The organism is Marinomonas vulgaris (assembly GCF_018145875.1).
Lineage (GTDB): Bacteria > Pseudomonadota > Gammaproteobacteria > Pseudomonadales > Marinomonadaceae > Marinomonas > Marinomonas vulgaris.
The window spans coordinates 18,262-41,634 of record NZ_JAGSSV010000001.1; the positions used below are offsets into that span (position 1 = coordinate 18,262).

Below are 23,373 nucleotides of genomic sequence, written 5' to 3' on the forward strand. Positions count from 1 at the left end.
GCACCAATATCCGTATTCAATTTCCCCATAGTGCTTCATTAAGCCCTGAATAGCGCTCTATTTGCGTCTGAGTCGCCACTCGAATCAAATGACTGCCGCCCCACAAAGTGAATGCGAACTTAGCTCGAGTGATCCCCGTGTACAATAATTCTTTCGTCAATACTGGCGAGGGCGACAACGGAAGCAGCAAGGCCACCTGATCAAATTCCGATCCTTGTGATTTGTGCACCGTCATCGCAAAAACCACTTCGTACTCACTTAAACGGCTCGGCAACAAGCCCGTAAAAGACCCATCAGGTTGCATAAACCAAACCCTCAAACGCTGACTTTCGTCTGGCATACACAATCCAATGTCCCCATTAAACAATCCCAAAGAAGCGTCGTTTCGCGTCAGCATCACCGCTTTTCCCGGATACCACACGTGAGGATCTTTAATACGGCCACGCTGATAAAAATACAATTCAAGCTGTGCATTAACCTTTTCGACTCCAAATTCTCCTTGGCGCACTGCCGTCAAAATTTGATAACGAGAAAAAGCCTGATACAAATCGGCAATAGGTCGCTTGTGTCGAACCGCTTCCCAGTAATCGTCGTAGCCTTTGGCCAAACGCGTAATATCAACTTTGGTTTGACCTTCCTCTGGCGGGCACCATTGCACATCCTGATAATTGGCTTTTAGGCAACGCAATACTGCTGGCGCGTCACCGGCGTTCATTGCTCTAGCAAGATGACCAATGCCACTGTTTTCGTTAAAACGATAGCTGGTGCGCAGCAAAGTAAGCGCACGGGTAATTGAAGGTGCAGTAGGATTACCAAACGGCTGCAGATTGTCCCCCGTTAGATTGCTTAAACGCTGCGCCCAATCTGGCTGAAAATACGCGGTTTCAATACCAGAAGTGAGATCACCCAGTACACTGCCGGCTTCCACCGACGCCAGTTGATCCTTGTCACCCAGTAAAATCAGCCGTGCGTGCGGTGGTAGCGCATCGATCAGTTTTGCCATCATCGGTAGATCCACCATAGACACCTCATCCACCAGCAGCACATCCAAATGCAACGGATTCTGGCGATGATGTTTAAAACGGCTACGACCAAATTCGCTGCCCAATAGTCGATGCAAGGTGCTGGCTTGCTCTGGAATCGCCGCCTTGATGTCGTCGTTAAATGGCAAGCTGGCTTTAGCATTGGCGATGGATTCTGTCAGACGCGCCGCCGCTTTTCCGGTCGGCGCCGCCAACTCAATGCGCAATGGTCGATCCTGAGCCGCAGACTGCGCCACCAGCAAAGCGAGCAACTTGGTTACCGTGGTGGTTTTGCCTGTTCCTGGCCCGCCGCTGATAACGGAAAAAGGCAAGCTTGCTGCGTTGGCTACCGCCACTTTTTGCCAATCGACCGCTTTGTCGATAGTTTTGTCATCGGTTATTAAAGTCGAAGGAAAAAGCTGCGCCAGTAAATCGCTTTTTACGTCAAAAAGAGGCGTGTCGAATTGTTTGCGTAAGTAGGTCAATACTTGCTGTTCATAAGCAAAATAACGATACAAGTACACGCGAGTGCCCACCAACACCATAGGTGTATCACGCAAATCAGAGGCCGAACATACCAAAGAACTGGCCTGCAGCGCTCGACACCAATCACTCACACTGTTTACTTGTCCTTGCCCTAAAGCTTGGCGAAAAGTATCTAGGCTGATTTCTTGAGGCGGTGCGCGCCAGAGAGTAGCAAGATCGATACAAATATGACCCGCTCCCAAATACGCGCTGCATAAGGCACCCGCAACAAGCACCGCTGTGTTTTTTTCATCCGCATGTTGCGCCAACTGCTCAACCCATTGACGATCAATAGCTCGCAGCACGCCTTTTTCTTGCCACTTACGTAAATCAAACTTGGAGGTACTACTTTTATGACTATGCTCGTCCGCTAACGCATCAAGCAAATCCAATTGATTAGAAAAGTCCATATTGCACCGTCTCCTCATTGTCTTTTGTCTCTTGATCGGGGTTCGCTAATGACGCTCCCTGAAAAAGCACGTCTAACTCATTCACGTGCTCAAGAGACAAACGCGACTGAAATATGCCCGTTTGTTGACCCGGCTGCATGCCTCGCAAAAACAAATACACCACACCGCCGACGTGTTTATCGTAATCATAATCCGGCAAACGTTGCTTGAGCAGTCGATGCAAAGCCAGCGTATAAAGCTGATATTGCAGGTCGTACCTGTGTTCCGCCATAGCATGAAGCAAGGCATCTTGCTCATAATCGGCCACACTGTCTCCCAAATGATTGGACTTATAATCCAGCACGTAATAACGCCCTTGCCATTCAAACAATAAATCAATAAAGCCCTTTAACATGCCCTTTAAAGGTCGATATTGAATGGCTGGCGCCGCACGGGAAACCCGGTCGTGCTGTCGAGAAATACGATCCAACTCCAGCGCATTCATGCCACCCACAGGAATAAAAAACTCCAGCTCCTTACGACACGCCGACGCCGACAGCGCCCCCAAACTCATGCCAGCGAACAGCTCAGTATGAATCACATCGGGCAACCAATCGTTGAGTACCTTTTGCCACTCTGCGTAGCCTTGGCGTTCATAAAACGCCGACATCAAACTGCTGTGGCTGTTTTTGAGCAAATCACCAAACGTGGGATTGGCCAGCACAGAATGTAGCGCTTTGCCTTCTAATGTGTCGTGCAAAAAAGTGCCTGGCTTTGCGCCTTTGGGAAAGGTAAAACGACTTGGAATCGGTTCGCCTGTTTCTTCGATTTGTTCTATGTCGTCCACGATCGTCTCGGTAATACGCGTGTTTTCATCCAAACCCGGCACGCTTTCGTCGTAGGTAGAACTGGCTTCCACCACTAACGATGAATAACTGCCCACCCACCAATCTCGTTCTACGTGGCCTTGAAACGTTCGCACTAGCGGCTTGAGAAGCTGAGAGTGAGCCATGGTGAAACGTGGCAATGTCGGTGGCTCATCCGGTAGCTCCAACACACACATTTGTCCCACTGGAGATTGACCACACAATCGCTCAAGGCTAGGGCGTAAATCTCCCGCGTCAAGAGGTTCACCTTCTGCCACCAAAGACCCAACACCGCTCAAGTGCACATGTAAACTGGCCTCTTTTTTTGCACTCGCGGCTTTGCCTACTTCCATCGCGCCAATAAAACACGCTTCTTTGGAACGAGTCAGAGCCACATAAGCCAAGCGAATTTCTGTCGCATACAGCTCTTCTTTATGTTGCGCTGCTTGCTCTTCATCAGGATCAATAGCGATCCACAACGCCTGCTCTTGATCGTGAAATAAAGCCGATTTATCTTTACTGGTTTTGTAAGGTGTAAAGGCAAAAGGCATGTACACAATGGGGTATTCCAAACCTTTGCTTTTATGGATGGTAATGATGCGTACCAACTCGGCGTCGGTTTCAAGGCGAATTTTCTGCTCGTCGCTGTTGCCATTCGGGTTCTGAATCGCCAAACGAAGATAACGCAACACCCCTTCTTTTGACTCTAGCTCTAGGGATTTTTGCTGTAACTTTTCCGTCAAATGCAAAAAGTCGGTGAGCCGTCGTTCGCCCCCAATGCGCTTGAGCATATTGGCGGGCAAGGAAACGTCTTGCATGAAAGCGCGCAACATGGGCAGCAGACCTTGGGTATCCCATAGCTGCCAATAATGGCGAAATGCGTCTACCCACTTTTCATAGGCGATGTCATCGTGATTTAGGGTGTCGAGTGCTTCCAGGGACCAATCCACCAAATGCGTTGCCAATGCCGAACGCAGTTTACTTTCTTGGCCATTGGACAGTATCGCCGTCAATACAATGAGTAATTCTCGCGCTTCGACCGTTTCAAACACCGAGCCTTTGTCACTCAAATACACGCTGGCAATGCCCCGTTGACGCAGAGCTTCTTTTAACGCGTTGGCTTGAGAAAAGCCTGACACAAGCAATGCCACGTCTTTTGGCCGCACACCTTTGCCGTCTATGGTGGCCTGTGCCTGTTGACCTTCTAGAAGCAAGCCATGAAGATGCGCCGCACAAGATTCTGCCATGATGCTTCGATAGTGCGCTTCAGACACAGGTTCATCAGAAGTTTGGTACAAAAACTGCAACGCCGCTTGCGACTGACCTTGCCTGACAAAACGCCCTGCGGTGCCTCGATCCTGCACTGTAACAAAGGGAATACCCGCCACCCGAAATGGCTCAGCCTGAGTACTGAACAAGGCGTTGACCGATTGAATCATGGCCGCCGATGAACGATAGTTAGTCGCCAACGAATAGACCTTGTCGACATGCTGCTTAGCCGCCAAATAGGTGTATATGTCTGCACCTCGAAAAGCATAAATAGCCTGTTTCGGATCGCCGATCATGATCAAGCCAAGCGACGATTGATCGACCGTCGCAGGTTGATAAATAGTCGAGAAAATTCGATATTGTACTGCATCCGTATCTTGAAACTCGTCGATCATGGCAATGGGGTACAAGTGGCGTATACGCTCAGCCAATTTGCCGGCTTCGTCTTGAGTTAACGCGGCATCGAGGGAAGTTAATAAGTCGGTAAAGGTCAAGGATTGGGTGCTGCGTTTCCAGCGTTTCATACGTTCTTGGGTTTGCTGCCATAACTGCGCCAACAACACTGATTTGAGTCGCCCCTTGTCTGGAAAGCTGGCTCGTAACGCTTGCACCGAAGCAAAAAATTCATGAACTGGCGCTGAACCGCCTTTATTAATGCGGCTGGCATGCTCATCAGCATCAAAAAACTTCAGTTCTTCGCAGAGTTCAAACCGCTTCGAATGAGCCCATTGGCTCATCTTTTGAACATCATTTTTAGGGTCTTTTTTCCAAAACCGACGGCTAATACCACTTTGATTCAGGGAATCGATAATATCTTGGGAGTGTGCCACCCATATGGCTCGCACTGTCGCCATGGCGTTTTGCGCTTCGACCAAGGCCGTTTCCCAATCGTAATCTGAGCGCACAATCTGCGCATCGGGCTGGCTGTTAAGCAGGTACAAATCCTTCAACAAGGCATCCGGTGTCGACCAAATAGGCTGCACCAAGGACGCCTTGGTGTCATCCATGGGATAAAATACGCTGCGCCAAACATCCTTGACCGCTTGCGCCAAAGGCACTTGCTCGTCGGTTTCAATCGTCTGCTGAAACAACATGCGACTTTCAAAGGCGTTTTGACTCAACATACGCTGGCAAAAACCATGAATGGTAAAGACCGCGGCTTCGTCCATCTGTTTTTCTGCATAAAGTAACTTTTCGATCGCGTCGGCCTGCTGCACGTCGGACATTTGGCTCATCCAATTGGCCAAAAACACATCTTGGCTGGTGCCTTGCAATAACGCTTTTCGAGCGGCACGAATACGACTGCGAATACGCGCTTTCAGCTCGGCAGTAGCCGCTTCGGTAAAGGTCACCACCAAAATTTGATCGACGGTGAGTGGTTTGTCTAAGTCGACTGATTGCCCTATTGGCACCAGTAAGCGCAAATATAAATTGGCAATGGTGTAGGTTTTGCCTGTTCCGGCGCTGGCTTCAATCAGCCGTTTACCAGTCAAGGGAAAGGTCATTGCATTGAGTGGCTCTGTTTTGCCTGAAAAAAGAGTCATTCTATTACCTCCAAGTGACGGTGCATCGGCAGCCAAACAAGCTCGCAAAGAGCAATAAAGGTGGCTTTATGTGGCGTTAAATCAGGAAAATATCGCTGCCAATAGGCGTCGTCCCCTTCATTGCTGGCATACTGACCGTCGCTTTCTTGATACTTTTTCAGCGCTTTTTCCCATGCCGCATCGGAGTCGTCTTTGGCTTTGCCGGAACAATAGCTTTCGCACCAAGCATCGGCACTTTTGGCTGGTAAAGCAAAGGGTTCACACAGGCCTTTTTGCCACAAACCTAACATATCTGACAACAAAGCTTGGGCCGCCGTTGGCGTCAGTATCTTAAAGCACTGCTGTAGAAGCGCTCCCTTCTTCGTCAGATTAATCAGGTGATGTTCTTTTGGCATGCCTTGGGCACACAACGCAAGATGCTCAATCCATAAGCTCATTTTTTGATTCGCAGTAGGGTCACCGATGCGGTACGACAAGCGCGTGGTTGCCGTTGGCAAGCCTAGCCATGCCGTCAATACCACTCGACCTATGGACAAATCCACTTCGAGAGGATCAAGCGGCTCCAGTAAATAGCCCTTGAGAACAGACAGTAGCTGGCGACATTTATCATCGCTGTTTTGCAAAGACAAGCGCCCAAAAGCCCCATAAGGTAAGGCACCCGTTAGGGATAATCGCTCAAGAAAAGTCTGCTCTTCGCCTTTTAACAGAGCGTCTAATAACTCTTCTTGAAGGTGGTAACGGGGAAGACCTTCAAGGGCAAAAGGTTCGTCTTCTTGTTCGTCTTCGTCCCGGACACTCAAGTAAGCTTTTAAACGTCGCTGGATAAAATAGCGCGTTGGGTGACGAATAAAGCTCGACAACTCCTCCAGCGTCAATTTCAGCTTGGGTTGTTCTAGTCCTTCTAGTGGCGTAAATTCGTGTGTCATCTCGTCGCTGGGTGCGCTCAATAAAGCCGGTAGCCATTGTTCGTCATAGCTATACAAGCGATGATTAAGCGGGTCGGTATAGTATTGGTCATTAAATGGCTGCAAAGGGTGCTCTAAAATAAGACGAGCGAAAAGCGCCTCTTGCGCTTCGTCTGGCGGCAAATGCTCGTCGCCTTCAAACACACAGCTTTGTCCTATGTATTCGAGCAATTCGCTCACCAAGATAGAGGGATTTTTTTCACTGTTGTCTTGAATACTGCGACCCACATAGCTCATATAGAAGCCTTTACGAGCAGACATGAGGGCTTCCAAAAATAGGTATTTATCGTCTTCTCGGCGACTACGGTCACCGCTGCGGTACTGCCCCACCATCAAGTCAAACCCCATGGGCGCAACGCTGCGCGGGTAGTCTCCTTCGTTTAAACCCAATACACAAATCACCTTAAAAGGCACCGAGCGCATGGGCATCAAGGTACAAAAGTTAACCCGTCCGGCGAGAAAACGTTGCCCCCCTTGGGATTCTTGCAACAAGGGCGATAACAGCTGACGCAACACTTGTTGGTCTAATGGTGCGTCAAAGTAGGCTTGCTGCCATTGCAGGGTTAAGGCGTCTAGCTGTTGGCTGAGCAACACTTGAAAGCCGTCGCCTTCTTCCAATAAAAAGAAACGCTCCGACAAAGAATACAAGGTAGTTATCCATTCGTTTGGCGTTAAGGGCGCCATAAGCTTACTTTGCGTATCGTTAATGGCGGCCAAAAACTCAGCCAGCTTTCCTGCGACCGACGCTTCTAAGCCTTCCACATCACCATAACTTAAGGTGCCTTGCCAAATATGATCGTGTCCCATGGCGTAGCCCAATAGCATTCGCCTCATACCATGCAGCCAGGTGTGGGTCTCTTGAGCTGGTAAATCGTGTTGTTGGGCGGTGTGTTTGTCTATGCCCCAGCGAATACCGACCTCGGTCGACCAGTGACGTATGCGCTCTAGCTCGTCGGCGTCAAGCTCAAAGCGCGCCAACACGGCAGGCACTTCCAACACACTGATTAATTCAGACAAGGTAAAGCGACTTTCACCTAAGCCCAATAAATATAAATACGCTTCCACTACTGGGTTTTCCATGCCGCCAGATTGGTCAATCAGCGCAAACGGAATGCGTTTTTTGCCTTCAAACACCGCTTTTACAAAAGGGCTGTAGGTGTTCACATCGGGCAACATCACGATGATGTCTTTTGGCGTCAGACTTGGGTCTTTTTCAAACATATCCAGCAATTGATCGTGCAGTACTTCTACTTCGCGCAATGGACTATGGCAACGATGCACACGCATGCTTTGATCTTGTTGAGAAATGCGATGACGATATTCCGATGAATACAAATTTGGGTCACGCTCTTCTTTTGCCCCGTGATTGTCCAGCGTAAAAACATCTTGTTGTACCCACTGCAACAAACTGCTGTGTTGATCGGAACGATAATCTTCAAACACCTCGATGTCGTTATCGGCCATGTCTTGCAATTGCGCTATGTAGTCACGCCCTAATCGCCCCCAACTGGCCAATAAAGGGTTCGCATCTAGGTGTAAAGCACTCGTATTCAAACCTGGTTTTTGCTGCTGTCGTTTGATTTCACGCCCCAGATAATGCTTGTCCACCACGTCACCCCAATAAAAACGACAAGGGTTTTGCAAAAATAAATGAATATCTATCCAACCAGACGCTGCCAGCACTCGAAGGGATTCCAGCGTATTGGGCGGCAAGGATGACACACCAAAAATAAAAATACGCTGGGGAACACCAACAGGTCTAGGCTGGTTTTTTGTGGCTTCTTGCAGTGCATCGATTAAATTGCCCCTGTGGTACAAAGAGGTACCCTGTTCGCTGACATCGGCCACCAAGTCGCGCCACAAAATTGCCTGCCAAGGTTGTTGTTCAAACAGCGCAGCCAATGCTTTGTTTTGGAATAATGAAGCATCGCTGCTGTGGTCACCCAGCTCACCGGCTTCCCAAAGCGCAATCCAATCCGGTCGGTAAACCAAATATTGATCGTAAATATCAGCAATGCTGCTGCACAGCTGAAAGCGTCGAATTTGGGTATCGTCTTCTTCTAGGTACCAGCTTAGCGCCTGAAATTCGGGTTGAGCCAGTCGAGCATCCAGTAACCTCATTAAACGCCAAACCAAAAACGGCTTATTGAATTCACTTTGTGCCGGAATATCGCTCAAGGTCTGAGAAAAAGTTTGCCACACAAAAGTAGATGGCAAAGGGAACACCAAGCCCGCGGCAATGTAGTGAGACTCGGCCAAAAACATTTTCAGCCACTGAGCCATCCCTGGGTTTTGCACCAGAATGGTTTCATCATCAAAGGGGTTTTCTGGCGGCGAAATGGCCAAAATTTTTGCCAGCAACACGGCTAAGTCCTCTAGCCGATTTCCTGTATAAAGCTGAAACATACACGCGTCCTTTTCTTTGAAAATGGGTCAACATCGATTGGCTGATCTACACAAAAGAGTAACGCAAAAGATGGACTCAAAAAATACAGACGTGGTGAGATTTCTCAGTAAACTGATTTAAAAAAAAGAAAAGAAATTTACCGAAAGGTGTTGAAGTGGTGGAGCTAAGCGGGATCGAACCGCTGACCTCTTGCATGCCATGCAAGCGCTCTCCCAGCTGAGCTATAGCCCCACAAAACGCTAAGCGTAAGTGGACATTGATGTCCTGGGATTGTCGTGTTGATTTGACTGCGGTGAATTTTATGGGCGCTTTAATTTTCTGTCAATCCTTTTTAAAACAAAATAGTGAATTAAGACAATGACTCGGGACAAGACACTTGGGCTTACTTATTGCAATAAGGAGGAAATGTGTGCTTTTATTGAATCCAGAAAATCACATCTTAAAAAGCCCAAAAGGCGTTACAAAAGAGAGACATATGATCGAGTTCCCAGCGGTATTGGATGATCTAATGATGGCTCAACAACCTATTCTCAAACACACAAAAGAGATATTTGGTTACGAGCTTCTATTCCGCGGTAAGGACGCCCACAATGCAAGCGTATCAGATGGTGAAGTCGCCACAAGTCAGGTATTGGTCAACCTATGTATTGGACTCACAAAACTCGAGTCGCAACTAAGAAAGCCATTCTTTGTCAATATGACCACCGAGCTTATGCTTTCTGATGCATTTTTTCCGATTGCTCCCGATACGGTATATATTGAAATCATTGAAGGTCAAGTGCTTACCCCCGATTTTGTTGAGGCTGTTAAAAAATGGCGAGCAGCGGGTTATCGATTTGCTTTAGACGATTACCAGTTTAATGCCGACTATGAAGCACTCCTCCCTTGGGTATCCATTATCAAGGTGGATGTCCTAGAAACGCCACCAAATGAACGTCTTGAAGAAATAAAAGCGTTAAAAGCAAAAGGCCTGACTTTATTAGCCGAAAAAGTAGAAGATTCGGCTATGTTTGAACAATGCAAACTGCTTGGTTTCGATTTATTCCAAGGCTACTTTTTACAGCGACCAGAAATCATCACTGGCAAAAAAATAGATTCCGCGACTCACAGTGCCATCGAGCTAGTTAACGCTTTGCAAGACGATAATATTAGCATTGAATCCGTCACCAGCTTGGTTGAACGGAACCCCAAGCTCTCTTATCAATTGTTACGCATTCTTAATAGCCCCGTCTGTGGCATCAGCAAAACCGTTACTTCCATAAAAGAAGCGGTAATTTTTTTAGGCCTTACCCAACTAAAAAAATGGGCACTGTTGATTACCTTAACGTCATCCACCAGCCAACCCAAAGCGCTCTTGAAAGTGTTATTAACTAGAGCGCGCTGTTGTCAGCTACTCGCGGAACACGCAAGGTCGACCACAAGTGATTCGGCTTTTATGGTGGGTTTGTTGTCTGGTATAGACGCCGTATTTAATGTGGAAAAGTCGATAGTATTGTCCCAAATCGCTTTAGATCAAATAGCGCGCAATGCCATTCTTTCTCACAGCGGAGAATGGGGGGCCTACTTGAAACAAACATTGGATTGCGAAGAACAAAACTGGGAAAGCATTGCCACAATGACATCTGCCGAAAGAGCTACTCTCAATCACGCCTTTTTAGACGCTATGTTGTGGTCTGAAAACGTGATGCAGTCAATAACCTAAAATAATATGATTTATTTTAGGTTATCTTATTGACAGTCATAAAAAAAACCATAGAATATGTCTCACCTTTTTTCAAGGCCAGTGTGGTGGAATTGGTAGACACGACGGATTCAAAATCCGTTGCCGAAAGGCGTGGCGGTTCGAGTCCGCCTACTGGTACCATTTAGATGAAGCCCTAACTATTTACTTAGTTAGGGCTTTGTTGTTTCTGGGTATAGTATTTCTTATAACAACCCATTCTTTGCGAATCACATCGTTTCTCCAAATGCACTATTAATATCAACCCTCACAGGTACTTTAGAGCCAAATTCTGCAAATAGCATTATTTTAAACTGTAGATTTTCTACAGCCTGTGTTTTTTTAAATAGCGCGCTAATCTAATCGTTACCTTCTACAATAATACCATCTGATCAAACGCTTTCTGTAGGAAATCTAAATGTTAAGAAGCTATCTTGCGTTGCTTGCGCTAGGCACTATCTGGGGTTCTAATTTTATATTCATGAAATGGTCGACGATGCTGATCTCCCCATCCCAAACGGTTTTATTGCGTGTGCTATTTGGTTTTATCCCTCTTTTATTACTGGCCTTGTACTCTGGGGTTCTCAACCGAGGTCAATTCAAACATATACTGCATTTTGCCGTTATGTCTGTGCTCGCTACCACTTTTTATTACTATGGTTTCGTTGCAGGCACCGCGCTTATTCCTACCAGTGTAGCGGGGTTACTCAGCGGCTCCATTCCGATTTTTACCTTTGTCTGCGCATTTGTCTTTTTACGACAAGATCGCCCTACCATGAAGGTCTTTCTTGGGGTGATCATTGGCTTTTGTGGTATTGTCATCAGCGCCCGCCCATGGGAGGGTGTAGACGGGATTAATATTCTTGGAGTGGTTTGGATGTTAGCCGGTACGACCAGTTTGGGCGTGTCTTTCGTTTACGCACAACGCTTACTTTCACCTCACAACATACCGCCCTTGGCGCTGGCGACGTGGCAAACGGGGTTCGCTTCACTTACCCTGCTACTGCTGACCGATTTAAACGGCATTGCAGCCATCACCACAGACCATATTGCCTTAATGGGCCTAGTGGTTGGTTTAGGCCTCGTTGGTACAGGCTGTGCTTTTTTTCTGTATTACTACATCATCAGCAAATTGGGATCAATACAAGCATCGGGCGCTACTTATATTGCTCCCATTGTGGCGGTGGTAATTGGTGCTTTCGTTGGAGAGGACATCAATTATTTTATCTTTATCGCGCTGGCGTTGATTTTTACTGGGGTCATTTTGATTCAAGTCGGCTCACAAAGATCACCATCAAAACCACCGTATTCCGCTAAGCACCACAACCAAACAGCTTCTACTGCGGGAGACGCTTGAGCGCTGCGTTTTCTAACGAGAAAATAATCAGGCTCAATCACATAGGAACGACCTAAGACATCGACCAAGCGACCAAGCTCGATGTCTTTTGCAACAAAGGCACGACACGCCAACACCACCCCTTGTCCTGCGACGGCGGCATCAATGGCCAACGCGGTTTGATTAAATCTCGCTCCGACAGGTGCCTCCTTTGACTGCAACACCATTGGCCAATGATTGTGCGCGTCGTGCAACAGGGGTTTGTGGCGCAGCTCATCCAAGGTCAAAGGCAAGGCCACTTCTTTCAAAATGAGGGGGCTGGCCACCGCGACCAATTCTTGAGGAAATAGCTTAGCCGCTTGTAAATTGCTTGGAAAAGACGACTTCGTTAGTCGAACCGCAATGTCGATTTGATCGGCATCAAACTGAGAGACGGCTTCTGTGGCAACGGTTCGTAATTCAATCTGAGGAAACTGTGCCTGAAGGTCGCCCAGCCGAGGAATCAGCAACTTAGCAGCAAAGGTGGGAGTCACACTGATGGTCACGATATCCGACCGCGCCATCACAGCATCGGTCGCTTCCGCCATGATATCAAAAGCTTTGGTCATGTCTTGAAGGTAGGTTTTTCCCTTGGGCGTGAGCGCCAAGCCTCTGGCCAAACGTTCAAACAGTAAAAAACCAAGAGTGTCTTCTAAGGCTCTTACTTGCTGAGCAACCGCGCCTTGCGTCACCCCAAGCTCCTCAGCAGCGCTACGAAAACTCAAACGCCGCCCAGACACTTCAAACGCTCGAAGCGCATTCAATGCGGGCAACTTTCTACGCGATAAAACCATGATCCATTCCTATCATTTTTTTCTATTTTATCGCGCTTTATGCCGAGCTAATAGCCACTATGCCAAATCGGTATTCCCAAGCGGCACTTCAAGACCATTGCCACGACCAACAGGCTGACCAACCATTTCGTCATACGCACTTTGATGACACAGCACCATGGCACCGACGGTTTTTTCTTTGAATAAAGCCTGTAATTCTAGCTTATTGTGACTGGTCAAAAACCTGCCATTATCGCGGGTTATGTATTCTTCTTTGTCGCCGATCATAATAGACAATTGATACAGGTTCGATTCCAAAGAATGCAGTTTCACCTTATCCACATGGGTCAGTTTTTTAAGCTCTTTTAGTTGCATTGGCACGCCTCCTATTTAGTCTATTTGATACGAGCCACCCATGATGGCAGTTCACACTTCAACAGGAATTTAAACCGACTTGGTGATCCAAGGCAGATCGGGCGATCGCTGCCAACGCAACTCACCCTGCCAATCAGGATGCCGCCAAAGATCGCCAATGGCAATCAAGGTGTCGCCTTGAAACACATAAGGCAGATGATCACGCCACCAGCTGGGTATTTGCTGGTCATTGAGCCATTTTTTCAGCTTGCGAGTCTTGCCATTTGGCATCACCAAGCTCGCACCTTGAGGTCGTGACCTCAGCTCGCAGTCTTGATTATCTTGGTCGGTTTTGGTTTGAGTGCTGATTAGCACAACACGATCAAAAGATCGCTCTAGAGCAATACCTTCGGCCAACCCCCCTAACACCACACACTGATCGCTTGGCAACAAGTAGAGCACATGTTGGTGGCGCATGAGACGGCCATGGGAAAAAGCAAACTCAGGCTGCTTATCTTCTGCCGACAAAAACATGCCATCAATGCTGCCTAACTGACTGTGTGGTAAAGAGATATCCCAGCGAAGTAGAAAATAACGCAGCCAAAAAAGGCGCTCTTCACGGGGCTTTTCAACAACAAAACGCAACGGAAGACCTGCGTATTCGTCACACCACTGGTCTAGCTGCTGATTCGCAAATCCCGCCAAGATACGGTAATCCGCAGCAATGCGCTGCGCAGTAACGGAGATTTGCTGTTCCATTTGCGGGAACCGTGTTTTCAGTACAGGTATTACACCTTGTCGCAGAAAATTACGAGTAAAGCGTTCGTCTTCGTTGGATTCATCTTCTACCCAACATAAATGATGCTGCTGGGCGTAGTCTTGTAACACCTGCTTATCAAGCGTCAAAAACGGACGAACCAGCCTCGCCTCAGAACCAGCAAAAACTCTTTGTTCAGGGATGCCCGACAAACCTTTGCCACCGGTTCCACGCAACAGACGAAACAGCACAGTCTCAGCCTGATCACCTCTATGATGAGCCAATAACAACACGCCATCATTCGTCATAATCGATTGAAACGCCTGATAGCGAGCATTTCGTGCCGCCTCTTCAACAGAGGCTTGCTCTTGTAGGATGACCCGCTTTGCAATGAAGCGTATACCTAACGAATGGCAAACGGACTCACAATGCACCACCCAATCATCCGCACTCTCACTCAAACCGTGATGCACATGAATAGCCGTCAGCTGATGTATTTGCGACTCCGATAACTGAGCCACCAAAGCATGCAAGAGCACATGGGAATCCACGCCACCACTGAACCCTAAATACACCTGCTGACCAGGCGAGAAAAGCGCGTCTATCCAAGCAGGGTTAAATTGCAAAGACGAAGGTGAAACAAGCGGTGCTACCTCGGAATACGCCATAATGAACTCAGTACATGACCCAAAACGATTCAGTTAAAAACAAAAAAGCCCCCAATCAAGGAGGCTTTTAGCACAAGAAAAACTTATAAACCGTAAGACATCAAACGATTATAACGACGAGCCAAAAGCTCTTCTGTCGTCAAGGCTTCCATTCGATCAAGCGCAGCAATAATATTCTGCTTTAGACTGTGTGCAACCTGCTCATGAGCAATGTGCGCCCCACCCATTGGCTCTGGAATAATGGTATCCACCAGACCTAGCTCTTGTAGGCGCGGAGCAGTAATTCCCATGGCTTTTGCGGCATCAGACGCGCGATCTGCGCTCTTCCACAAAATGGACGCACAGCCTTCTGGTGAAATCACCGAATAGGTGCCGTATTGCATCATCATTAGCTCATCGCATACGCCTATCGCCAATGCACCACCAGAACCACCTTCACCGATAACGGTGGAAATAATCGGTGTTTTAAGACGAGACATCACAGCCAAATTAAAGGCAATGGCTTCACTTTGACCACGCTCTTCAGCGCCAATGCCAGGGTAGGCTCCTGGTGTGTCGATTAGCGTTACGATGGGCATATTGAAACGTTCAGCCGTTTCCATAAGACGCAACGCCTTACGGTAGCCTTCTGGACGTGGCATACCAAAATTACGAAGTACTTTTTCTTTCACTTCGCGACCTTTTTGGTGACCTATGATCATCACTGGACGACCATCTAATCGAGCAATACCGCCAACAATCGCGCGGTCGTCGGCGTAATGACGGTCACCGTGCATTTCTTCAAAATCAGTAAAAGCATGCTTGATGTAATCTAGCGTATAAGGGCGTTTTGGGTGACGCGCCAACTGAGACACTTCCCAGGCACCAAGATTACTGAATAGGCTTTTAGTCAGCGCTATTTTTTTATCTTCAAGGCGACTGATTTCATCGCTGATGTTAAGTTCATTATCGTTACCGACTAAACGTAACTCTTCAATTTTTTGTTCGAGCTCAGCAATCGGCTGCTCAAAAGGGAGATAATCTAAATTCATGTTTAATTACACTACTGTTTGGTTGCCATCAAATTCAAAGACAAAAGGCTAAGAGCCATTCGCTTTCTAGCGCTATTAAGCGTGTCTCTACGTCACATTCCATTGCAAAATTATTAAATGAGACTAAGTATACACTAACTGAACATTTTGTTTACCGTATTGTTTCTGCAGTTGATGAATTAATTCGTCATCTGGACGGACTTTCCAGCCAGCCCCTAAACGTACATCACCACAGGCTTGCTCGGTGTCAAAGCTGATGACCACGTCGCAACCATCGCCACGGTAAGATTCCATATATCGGGCTAACACCTGTATATCTTGAGGCGTTACTGTGTCAGAGGTCCATTCAATACGCAATGCTTCAACGTAACGTATTCGCGCCTGAGCAATGTCTAAAATATTGCGCGCAATGACTTTTTGCCCGCCACGAAACTCATCTACGGTGATTTCACCTTCTACCACGACCACTTCGTCTTTCACTATCGCATTTTTGAAGCTATCGTAATTGTCTGGAAACACGGTAACTTCAATACGCGCAGATCGGTCATCTAGCGTAACGAAAGCAATATTGCCGCCTTTTTTACTCTTAGTGACACGTAAATCAACGATTAACCCCGCCATGATCTGAGTGTCGCCGCGTTTGGGTTGTAAGTCGACAATTTTTGATCGAGCAAATCGGCGAATTTCTTTTTCGTATTCGTCAATCGGGTGGCCCGTTACATACAAGCCTAATGTGTCTTTTTCACCATCTAAACGCTGACGAGGTGGCCATTCATGCTGAATACCAATGTCTTTGTAAGCGTCTTCGGTGCTTTCTTCCACCGCAATACCAAACAAATCCATCATGCCGGCGTCTTGGTTTTTCGCATCCTGAACGGCTCTTTTCAGCGCCTCATCGATGCAGGCAAACAAGGTTGCCCGATTTGGCCCTATGGTGTCAAATGCACCCGAGCGAACCAAGGCTTCCATCACACGCTTATTTACCTTGCGCCCGACCCGTTGACAAAAGTCGAAAATATGCTCAAAGGGTCCTTCTTTTCGAGCTTCTACGATGGCTTCAATCGGCCCTTCTCCTACGCCTTTGATGGCACCTAAACCATAAACAATGGCACCTTTTGGATTAACCGTAAACTTGAACACAGACTCATTCACGTTGGGCAGTTCAAGGGTCAATGTCATCGACCGACATTCTTCGATGAAAATAACGATCTTGTCGGTGTTCTGCATATCTGCAGACAATACCGCCGCCATGAAAGGCGCTGGATAGTGGTTTTTCAACCACGCCGTTTGATACGACACCAGGGCATACGCCGCAGAGTGGGATTTGTTAAAACCGTAGCCGGCGAACTTTTCCATCAGATCAAAAATATTACCGGATAAGTCTCGATCTACATTGTTCTTAGCCGCACCTTCCATAAAAATCATGCGTTGTTCGGCCATGACTTCTGCTTTCTTTTTACCCATGGCACGACGCAATAAGTCGGCGCCACCTAAAGAAAACTTCGCCAATACCTGAGCGATCTGCATAACCTGCTCTTGGTACAAAATAATACCGTAGGTGGGTTCCAACACAGGAATTAGATCCGTGTGCTGATAATCTGTATGAGGAAATGCCAGCTCAGCTCGACCATGCTTACGGTTGATAAAGTCGTCTACCATGCCCGACCCTAGCGGACCCGGACGATACAAGGCCACCAAAGCGATAATGTCTTCAAAGCGCGATGGCAGAAGCTTTTTAATCAGCTCTTTCATACCACGGGATTCCAGCTGAAAAACCGCGGTAGTTTCTGCGCGCTTGAGCAGGTCGTAAGTCGATTTGTCTTCCAAATCGATCAGCGCAATGTCCAGTGGTGGCTTGCCTTCAAGCGCGTTGATGGCGTCGATATTTTTTACCGCCCAATCCACCACGGTTAGGGTTTTTAGTCCCAAAAAGTCGAACTTCACCAAGCCCGCTTCTTCCACATCGTTTTTGTCGTATTGGGTGACCAACCCTGAGCCATCTTCCTCACAATATAACGGAGCAAAGTCGATCAGCTTGGTAGGCGCAATAACCACACCACCCGCGTGCTTACCAAAGTTACGCACCACGCCTTCAAGAGATATGGCCATTTCCATGACTTCTGCGGCATCCTCGTCCCCCGCCAAAAACTCTGGCAACGCAGGCTCTTCTTCCAACGCTTTTTTCAACGTCATGCCGATTTCAAACGGGATCAACTTAGAGAGTTTGTCTCCTAAACTATAGGGTTTGCCCTGTACCCTCGCCACGTCTCGTACTACGGCCTTGGCCGCCATGGCGCCAAAGGTGATGATCTGAGAAACCGCATCACGACCATAAGTACGTGATACGTAATCGATCACACGGTCGCGGTTTTCCATGCAAAAGTCGATGTCAAAATCGGGCATGGACACCCGCTCTGGGTTCAAGAAGCGCTCGAACAGCAAATCGTATTCAAGGGGATCAAGGTCGGTGATTTTTAACGCGTACGCCACAAGGGAACCGGCACCGGAACCACGACCAGGGCCAACAGGAATGTCGTTGTCTTTCGCCCATTGGATAAAGTCCATCACGATCAAAAAGTAACCGGGGAAGCCCATTTGATTGATGATGGTTAATTCAAAATCCAGACGATCCCAATATTCTTGCCGACGTTTTTCAATACGTTCACCGTATTTTTTGGTTAAAAAATCGAAGCGTTCTTTTAAGCCGTCATAAGACAATTTGCTGAAAAATTCGCCCATGGTCATGCCATCAGGCACAGGATAGTCCGGCAAAAAGTATTCGCCGAGCAAGACATCGACACTGCAACGTTTGGCTATTTCAACGGTATTTTCTAGGGCTTCTGGAATGTCCTCAAATAAGGCTTCCATCTCTTCTGGAGTCTTAAAGTATTGCTCTTCGGAATAGCGACGCTTACGACGAGGGTCATCAATAGTAACGCCATCATGAATACACACTCGCGCTTCATGGGCTTCAAAGTTTTCGCGCTTTAAAAAACGCACGTCGTTGGTGGCCACAACAGGGCAACCTAGCTCGGCGGCCAAGGGCACAACGCTGTGGATATAGCTTTCTTCGCCTGCTCGGCTGGTGCGTTGCAGCTCTACATAGAAACGATTTGGAAACACAGACATCCAATACGCTAAACGCGATCTGGCTTGGTCTTCTCGACCTTTTTGCAGCAGTAAACCTACATCGCCAAAGCCTGCGCCCGATAACGCGATGACGTCTTGACTGCAAGCTTCAATCCACTCACGCTGAACAATAGGACGACCTTCAGCCTGCCCAAGTTGATAGCCTTTGGAAATCACATTAATGATGTTTTTGTAACCTTGGTTCGAGGTCGCCAGCAGAGTAAGTCGATAACGTGAATCCACATCATCGTCCTCGGCGATCATCACATCCACACCACAAATGGGTTTGATGCCTTTTTCCATGGCACCTTTATAAAAGCGCACAAAACCGCACAAGTTGTTCTCGTCGGTAATGGCCACCGCAGGCATGGCCATGGATTCCGTGGTTCCCAATAGTCCTTTGATTTTCAACAAACCGTCCACTAAGGAAAACTCAGTATGAACGCGCAAATGTATAAAAGAAGCAGACACGTTTTATCCCTCTAAAATCTTTTTAACAGGGCCAAAGCTACGACGATGCAGCGGCGTAATACCATGTTGTCGAATCGCGGCAAGGTGTTGAGCGGTTGGATAACCTTTGTGTTTTTCAAAACCGTATTCAGGGTATTGCTGTGCGGCTTTGACAATGTCTCTATCTCGAGTGACCTTCGCCAAAATAGACGCAGCAGAAATCGCGGCGTGTCGGGCATCACCCTTAACAACGGCTTCGGCAGAGCAGGGTAAATCCGGTGGAAGTCGGTTACCGTCCACTAGTACGTGCTCAGGAGCAACCGGCAACAGCGCCACCGCTCGGGACATGGCCAACATACTGGCGTGCAGGATATTTATTTCATCAATTTCTTCGATGGACGCACTGGCCACCGCAAAAGCCAAGGCTTTTTCTTGAATCTCAACAAACAAGGCTTCGCGCTTTTTCTCGCTCAGCTTTTTGGAGTCCGCTAAACCGGCAATGGGGCGATTCGGGTCGAGAATCACCGCGGCAGCAACAACCTCACCCGCCAGCGGCCCCCGCCCTGCTTCATCGGTGCCCGCTAAAAGGTCTCCAAAGTACACCTGACTAACAAAGGGTTCCATTATAATGGTCTCCCCTGCGTACTGAATGGTTCCTGTGGACTAGGTTCGCCAAGCATGGACAAAATCGCGGTGGCTCCAGTTTCACCCGCATTTTTGCGCAGCATTTTGTGCAATTCTAAGTATTTGGCCTGAATGGCCTTATCATCAACGAACTCTCGCCATGTTTGTAACAACTGGGTCGCTAAATTTTCCGGTACGGCCTCGTCTTGTAGCAATTCAGGCACTAGGGGCGCATTGGCTAACAGGTTTGGTAAGGACACATAAGGAACTTTAATCATCCGCGACATGATAGCAAAGGTCAGTTTATTGACTCGGTACGACACCACCATAGGGCGTTTCACCAACATAGCTTCTAATGCAGCAGTGCCTGATGCCAGCAAGATCGCGTCGGCCGCGGCCATGACGGTACGAGATTGACCATCAACCAACACAGCCTCCATGCTCGCCTCTTGCAGTAAGGTTTGAATTTGCTCTCGTCTGGCTTGATTGGCGGCTGGAATCAAAAAAGTCGCATTGGGCTCTTGTTGCTGAATAAGCTTCATGGTGTCGATAAACAGGGGCGCCAGCCGTGACACTTCCCCCTCACGAGAGCCTGGTAATATGGCAAACACAGGGCCTTTAACCGCACCTAAACGTAATTCCTCTCGAGCTAAAGACGCGTCACTTTCTAATGGAATATCATCGGCCAAGGTATGACCAACGCATACTACGGGTATATTGTGTTGGTGATAAATGGGCAGTTCAAAAGGAAACAAGGCCAGCATTAAGTCAACTGACTTTTTGATGTTGAAAATACGTTTCTGACGCCACGCCCATACAGAAGGGCTTACATAATGCACCGTCGGAATACCAACTTGCTTCAGCTTTCGAGCTAAAGGCATATTAAAGTCAGGCGAGTCGATGCCAATAAAAGCAGTAGGAGGGTTACTAACACAGGATTGATACAAACGTTTACGGATGCCTAATAATTCTCTTAGTCGCCCTAGCACTTCAACCAGCCCCATGACAGACAATCTGTCCATTGGCACCATGCTGGCCAAGCCTTGCGCTTCCATTAATGGCCCACCTATGCCTTCAAAAACTGCGTTTGGTTGATGCTTTTTTAGATGCTTGATTAAATTAGCACCCAGAATGTCTCCGGACGCTTCGCCAGCGACCAATACATAACGTGTCGTAGACGTGTTTTGCATTTATAAACCTCTAATAATAAAAAACCCCGAAACAGTCCGGGGTTTTCTTTGGAAACAGGCTGCCTATCGGACAATGCCACGTTTGGATTGTCGTATGGAAAAGACAAACTCTACCACCTCGGGAACATCAAACACATCACTCTGTTCGAGTTCAGACAGCGCCGACTGCAATGTCAGCCCTTTGAGGTAAAGTGTTTTATAAGCGGTACGCAACGCACGGATCACATCCGCAGGCACACCTCGACGACGCATACCTTCAAAATTCATACCATGCGCCTTGGCAGGGCTTCCAGACACCATCACATAGCGCGGTACATCCTTGGCAACCATGGAACCCATGCCGCACATACTAAAAGAATTTACTTGGCAAAATTGATGAATGCCCGTGTAACCGCCCAATATCACGTAATCACCAACAGTCACATGCCCAGCCAACGCTGCAAAATTAGCCATAATGTTATGGTCACCTACTGTGCAGTCATGCCCGACATGTGTGCTGGCCATAAATAAATTATGACTACCTATCGTAGTAATGCCGTTATCTTGAACGGTACCACGATGAATTGTGGCATTTTCACGAATAACATTGTTGTCACCAACAACCAATTTGGTCGGCTCACCCTTGTACTTTTTGTCTTGGTTTGCTTCTCCAACCGAAGCAAACTGGTAGATTTCATTATTAGACCCAATTGTTGTGTGACCATTGATAACAACATGAGATTTAATAACACTACCAGCGCCAATTTTTACATTCGGTCCGATAACACAAAACGGCCCAATTTCAACACTAGAGTCAATTTCTGCTTTCGGGTCGATTAAAGTAGTTGGATGTATCAAGACTATATTTTCCTGTCAGCACACAGAATTGTTGCAGAACACGCTAACTCACCGTCAACCGTTGCTCTACACTCAAACTTCCAGATTCCGCGTTTTTCTGTCAAAATTTTAGCTTCTAACTGCACACGGTCACCCGGTACAACAGGACGTTTAAATCGCACCTTATCAGAACCCACAAAATAATAAATAGATCCGTCTTCTGGTTTTTTATCCATGGTTTTAAAGCCAAGAATACCCGCCGCCTGAGCCATCGCTTCGATTATCAAGACACCAGGCATAACTGGGTGATCTGGAAAATGTCCATCAAAAAATGGCTCGTTGATGGTGACATTCTTATAAGCAACAATGGACTCTTTTAAATTTAACTCTACAACACGATCCACCAACAAAAACGGGTACCTGTGAGGCAAGTATTGGCGGATTTCATTTACGTCCATCATTTAGTATCGACCTTCTCTAAAAGCTTATTAATCTGTTGTTTCAGTTGTATAAATTGTTTTGCCATATCGTCTATTCGCCTTACTCTTGCTACCGTCCGACGCCACTTGCTCGTCGGTTCCATACCCATACCAGAAGAGTAAGATCCTGGTTCCAAGATAGAATGGCTTATCATGGTCATTGCTGTAATGTGTACTTGGTCTGCTAGCGTTAAGTGACCTGCAATACCCACACCACCGGAAATAGTACAATGCGCGCCTATTCGTGTGCTACCTGCAATCATGGCGCCACCGGCAATGGCGGTATTATCACCAATTATGACGTTATGAGCAATTTGAACTTGGTTGTCTATTTTTACGCCGTGACCAATTTGGGTATTTTCGATAGCACCACGGTCAATAGTGGTGCTTGCACCTATCTCTACTTGATTGCCTAAGACAACAGCGCCGAGTTGGTGTATTTTTTCCCAACGCCCTTGCACGGGTGCAAAACCAAAGCCGTCAGCACCAATCACAGCATTACTATGAATGATACAGTCTTCACCAAGGTGAACACCATGATATAAAGTAACGTTTGGATACAGGTAGGTACCTTTGCCAAGCACCACGCCCCGACCAATCACACAACCAGCACCAATGACACATTCCTCACCAATGATTGCGTTGTCATCTACGGCTGTGTTTGGGCCTATCACCGCATTGTGAGCAATCTGAGCACTGTCGGACACCACCGCACTTTGGTGCACACCAGTCCACCCCTGAGTAACGGGAACAAATATGTTAGTTAACTGAGCAAACGCCAAATAGGGATTATCGACTACAATGGCATTATCCACTAATTGAGCCAATTCATCATCTTTTACTAATACAGCACCCGCTGAGGTGCTGGCTAACTGATGTTGATATTTAGGGTTGGCCAAAAAACTGAGTTCATTGTGCATGGCATTTTCAAGCGTTCCTAGTTTATTTATTACTAGGTCAGCATTACCCTTGACGACTCCCTTTACCCTATGTGCCAACTGCCCAAGTGTGTGGCTCATT

15 protein-coding genes and 2 tRNA genes are annotated in these 23,373 nt (G+C 47.4%); 3 read left to right on the forward strand and 14 right to left on the reverse strand.

The window, feature by feature from the left end; translation table 11 throughout:
* Positions 1–16: 16 nt before the first annotated feature.
* The 4 genes from recD to J9B83_RS00120 all read right to left on the reverse strand — a co-directional run bounded on the left by recD (position 17) and on the right by J9B83_RS00120 (position 9,218).
* Entirely contained in the window at positions 17–1,957 is a 1,941-nt protein-coding gene (gene recD / locus J9B83_RS00105; protein WP_211534638.1) for an exodeoxyribonuclease V subunit alpha, read from the reverse strand.
* Positions 1,944–5,615 (reverse strand): exodeoxyribonuclease V subunit beta, encoded by a 3,672-nt coding sequence (gene recB, locus J9B83_RS00110; protein ID WP_211534639.1) that lies wholly within the window; start codon positions 5,613–5,615, stop codon positions 1,944–1,946. Before recB ends, recD begins: the two co-directional genes overlap by 14 nt.
* A complete protein-coding gene (gene recC / locus J9B83_RS00115; RefSeq protein WP_211534640.1) occupies positions 5,612–8,986 on the reverse strand; it encodes an exodeoxyribonuclease V subunit gamma in 3,375 nt (1,124 codons plus the stop codon). The genes recB and recC overlap by 4 nt, the downstream gene beginning before the upstream one ends.
* A gap of 156 nt (positions 8,987–9,142) precedes the next feature.
* Positions 9,143–9,218, reverse strand: a tRNA-Ala gene (locus tag J9B83_RS00120).
* 244 nt (positions 9,219–9,462) lie between these two features.
* Between J9B83_RS00120 and J9B83_RS00125 the strand changes: the two genes are divergently transcribed.
* The 3 genes from J9B83_RS00125 (at position 9,463) to J9B83_RS00135 (ending at position 12,064) form a co-directional block, all read left to right on the forward strand.
* Entirely contained in the window at positions 9,463–10,689 is a 1,227-nt protein-coding gene (locus tag J9B83_RS00125; RefSeq protein WP_211534641.1) for an EAL and HDOD domain-containing protein, read from the forward strand.
* A 77-nt stretch (positions 10,690–10,766) separates the two neighbouring features.
* Positions 10,767–10,851 (forward strand) — tRNA-Leu (locus tag J9B83_RS00130).
* A 274-nt stretch (positions 10,852–11,125) separates the two neighbouring features.
* The gene (locus J9B83_RS00135; protein WP_211534642.1) at positions 11,126–12,064 is read left to right on the forward strand and encodes a DMT family transporter; all 939 of its coding nucleotides are present in this window, start codon (positions 11,126–11,128) and stop codon (positions 12,062–12,064) included.
* Here J9B83_RS00135 and J9B83_RS00140 read toward each other — a convergent pair.
* The 10 genes from J9B83_RS00140 to lpxD form a co-directional block, all read right to left on the reverse strand.
* Positions 11,977–12,876: a LysR substrate-binding domain-containing protein gene (locus J9B83_RS00140; protein WP_211534643.1), complete on the reverse strand. Its 900-nt coding sequence runs from the start codon at positions 12,874–12,876 to the stop codon at positions 11,977–11,979. The two genes, J9B83_RS00135 and J9B83_RS00140, sit on opposite strands and share 88 nt — an antisense overlap.
* A gap of 57 nt (positions 12,877–12,933) precedes the next feature.
* On the reverse strand, positions 12,934–13,230 hold the full coding sequence (locus J9B83_RS00145; RefSeq protein ID WP_211534644.1) for a DUF6482 family protein: 297 nt from the start codon (positions 13,228–13,230) through the stop codon (positions 12,934–12,936).
* Positions 13,231–13,299: 69 nt separating this feature from the next.
* On the reverse strand, positions 13,300–14,634 hold the full coding sequence (gene tilS / locus J9B83_RS00150; protein WP_211534645.1) for a tRNA lysidine(34) synthetase TilS: 1,335 nt from the start codon (positions 14,632–14,634) through the stop codon (positions 13,300–13,302).
* A gap of 83 nt (positions 14,635–14,717) precedes the next feature.
* Positions 14,718–15,665, reverse strand: a complete 948-nt coding sequence (gene accA, locus J9B83_RS00155) for an acetyl-CoA carboxylase carboxyl transferase subunit alpha (RefSeq protein ID WP_211534646.1) — start codon at positions 15,663–15,665, stop codon at positions 14,718–14,720.
* A gap of 123 nt (positions 15,666–15,788) precedes the next feature.
* Positions 15,789–19,265 (reverse strand): DNA polymerase III subunit alpha, encoded by a 3,477-nt coding sequence (gene dnaE, locus J9B83_RS00160; RefSeq protein WP_211534647.1) that lies wholly within the window; start codon positions 19,263–19,265, stop codon positions 15,789–15,791.
* A 3-nt stretch (positions 19,266–19,268) separates the two neighbouring features.
* Positions 19,269–19,868 (reverse strand): ribonuclease HII, encoded by a 600-nt coding sequence (gene rnhB / locus J9B83_RS00165; protein WP_211534648.1) that lies wholly within the window; start codon positions 19,866–19,868, stop codon positions 19,269–19,271.
* Positions 19,868–21,058: a lipid-A-disaccharide synthase gene (gene lpxB / locus J9B83_RS00170; RefSeq protein ID WP_211534649.1), complete on the reverse strand. Its 1,191-nt coding sequence runs from the start codon at positions 21,056–21,058 to the stop codon at positions 19,868–19,870. The genes rnhB and lpxB overlap by 1 nt, the downstream gene beginning before the upstream one ends.
* 63 nt (positions 21,059–21,121) lie before the next feature.
* A complete protein-coding gene (gene lpxA / locus J9B83_RS00175; protein WP_211534650.1) occupies positions 21,122–21,895 on the reverse strand; it encodes an acyl-ACP--UDP-N-acetylglucosamine O-acyltransferase in 774 nt (257 codons plus the stop codon).
* A 2-nt stretch (positions 21,896–21,897) separates the two neighbouring features.
* Positions 21,898–22,335 carry a 3-hydroxyacyl-ACP dehydratase FabZ gene (gene fabZ / locus J9B83_RS00180; protein ID WP_211534651.1) on the reverse strand — a complete coding sequence of 146 codons (438 nt, stop codon included), beginning with the start codon at positions 22,333–22,335 and terminating at the stop codon, positions 21,898–21,900.
* Complete coding sequence (gene lpxD / locus J9B83_RS00185) at positions 22,332–23,372, reverse strand: UDP-3-O-(3-hydroxymyristoyl)glucosamine N-acyltransferase (protein WP_211534652.1); 1,041 nt, start codon at positions 23,370–23,372, stop codon at positions 22,332–22,334. The genes fabZ and lpxD overlap by 4 nt, the downstream gene beginning before the upstream one ends.
* Position 23,373 lies beyond the last annotated feature (1 nt).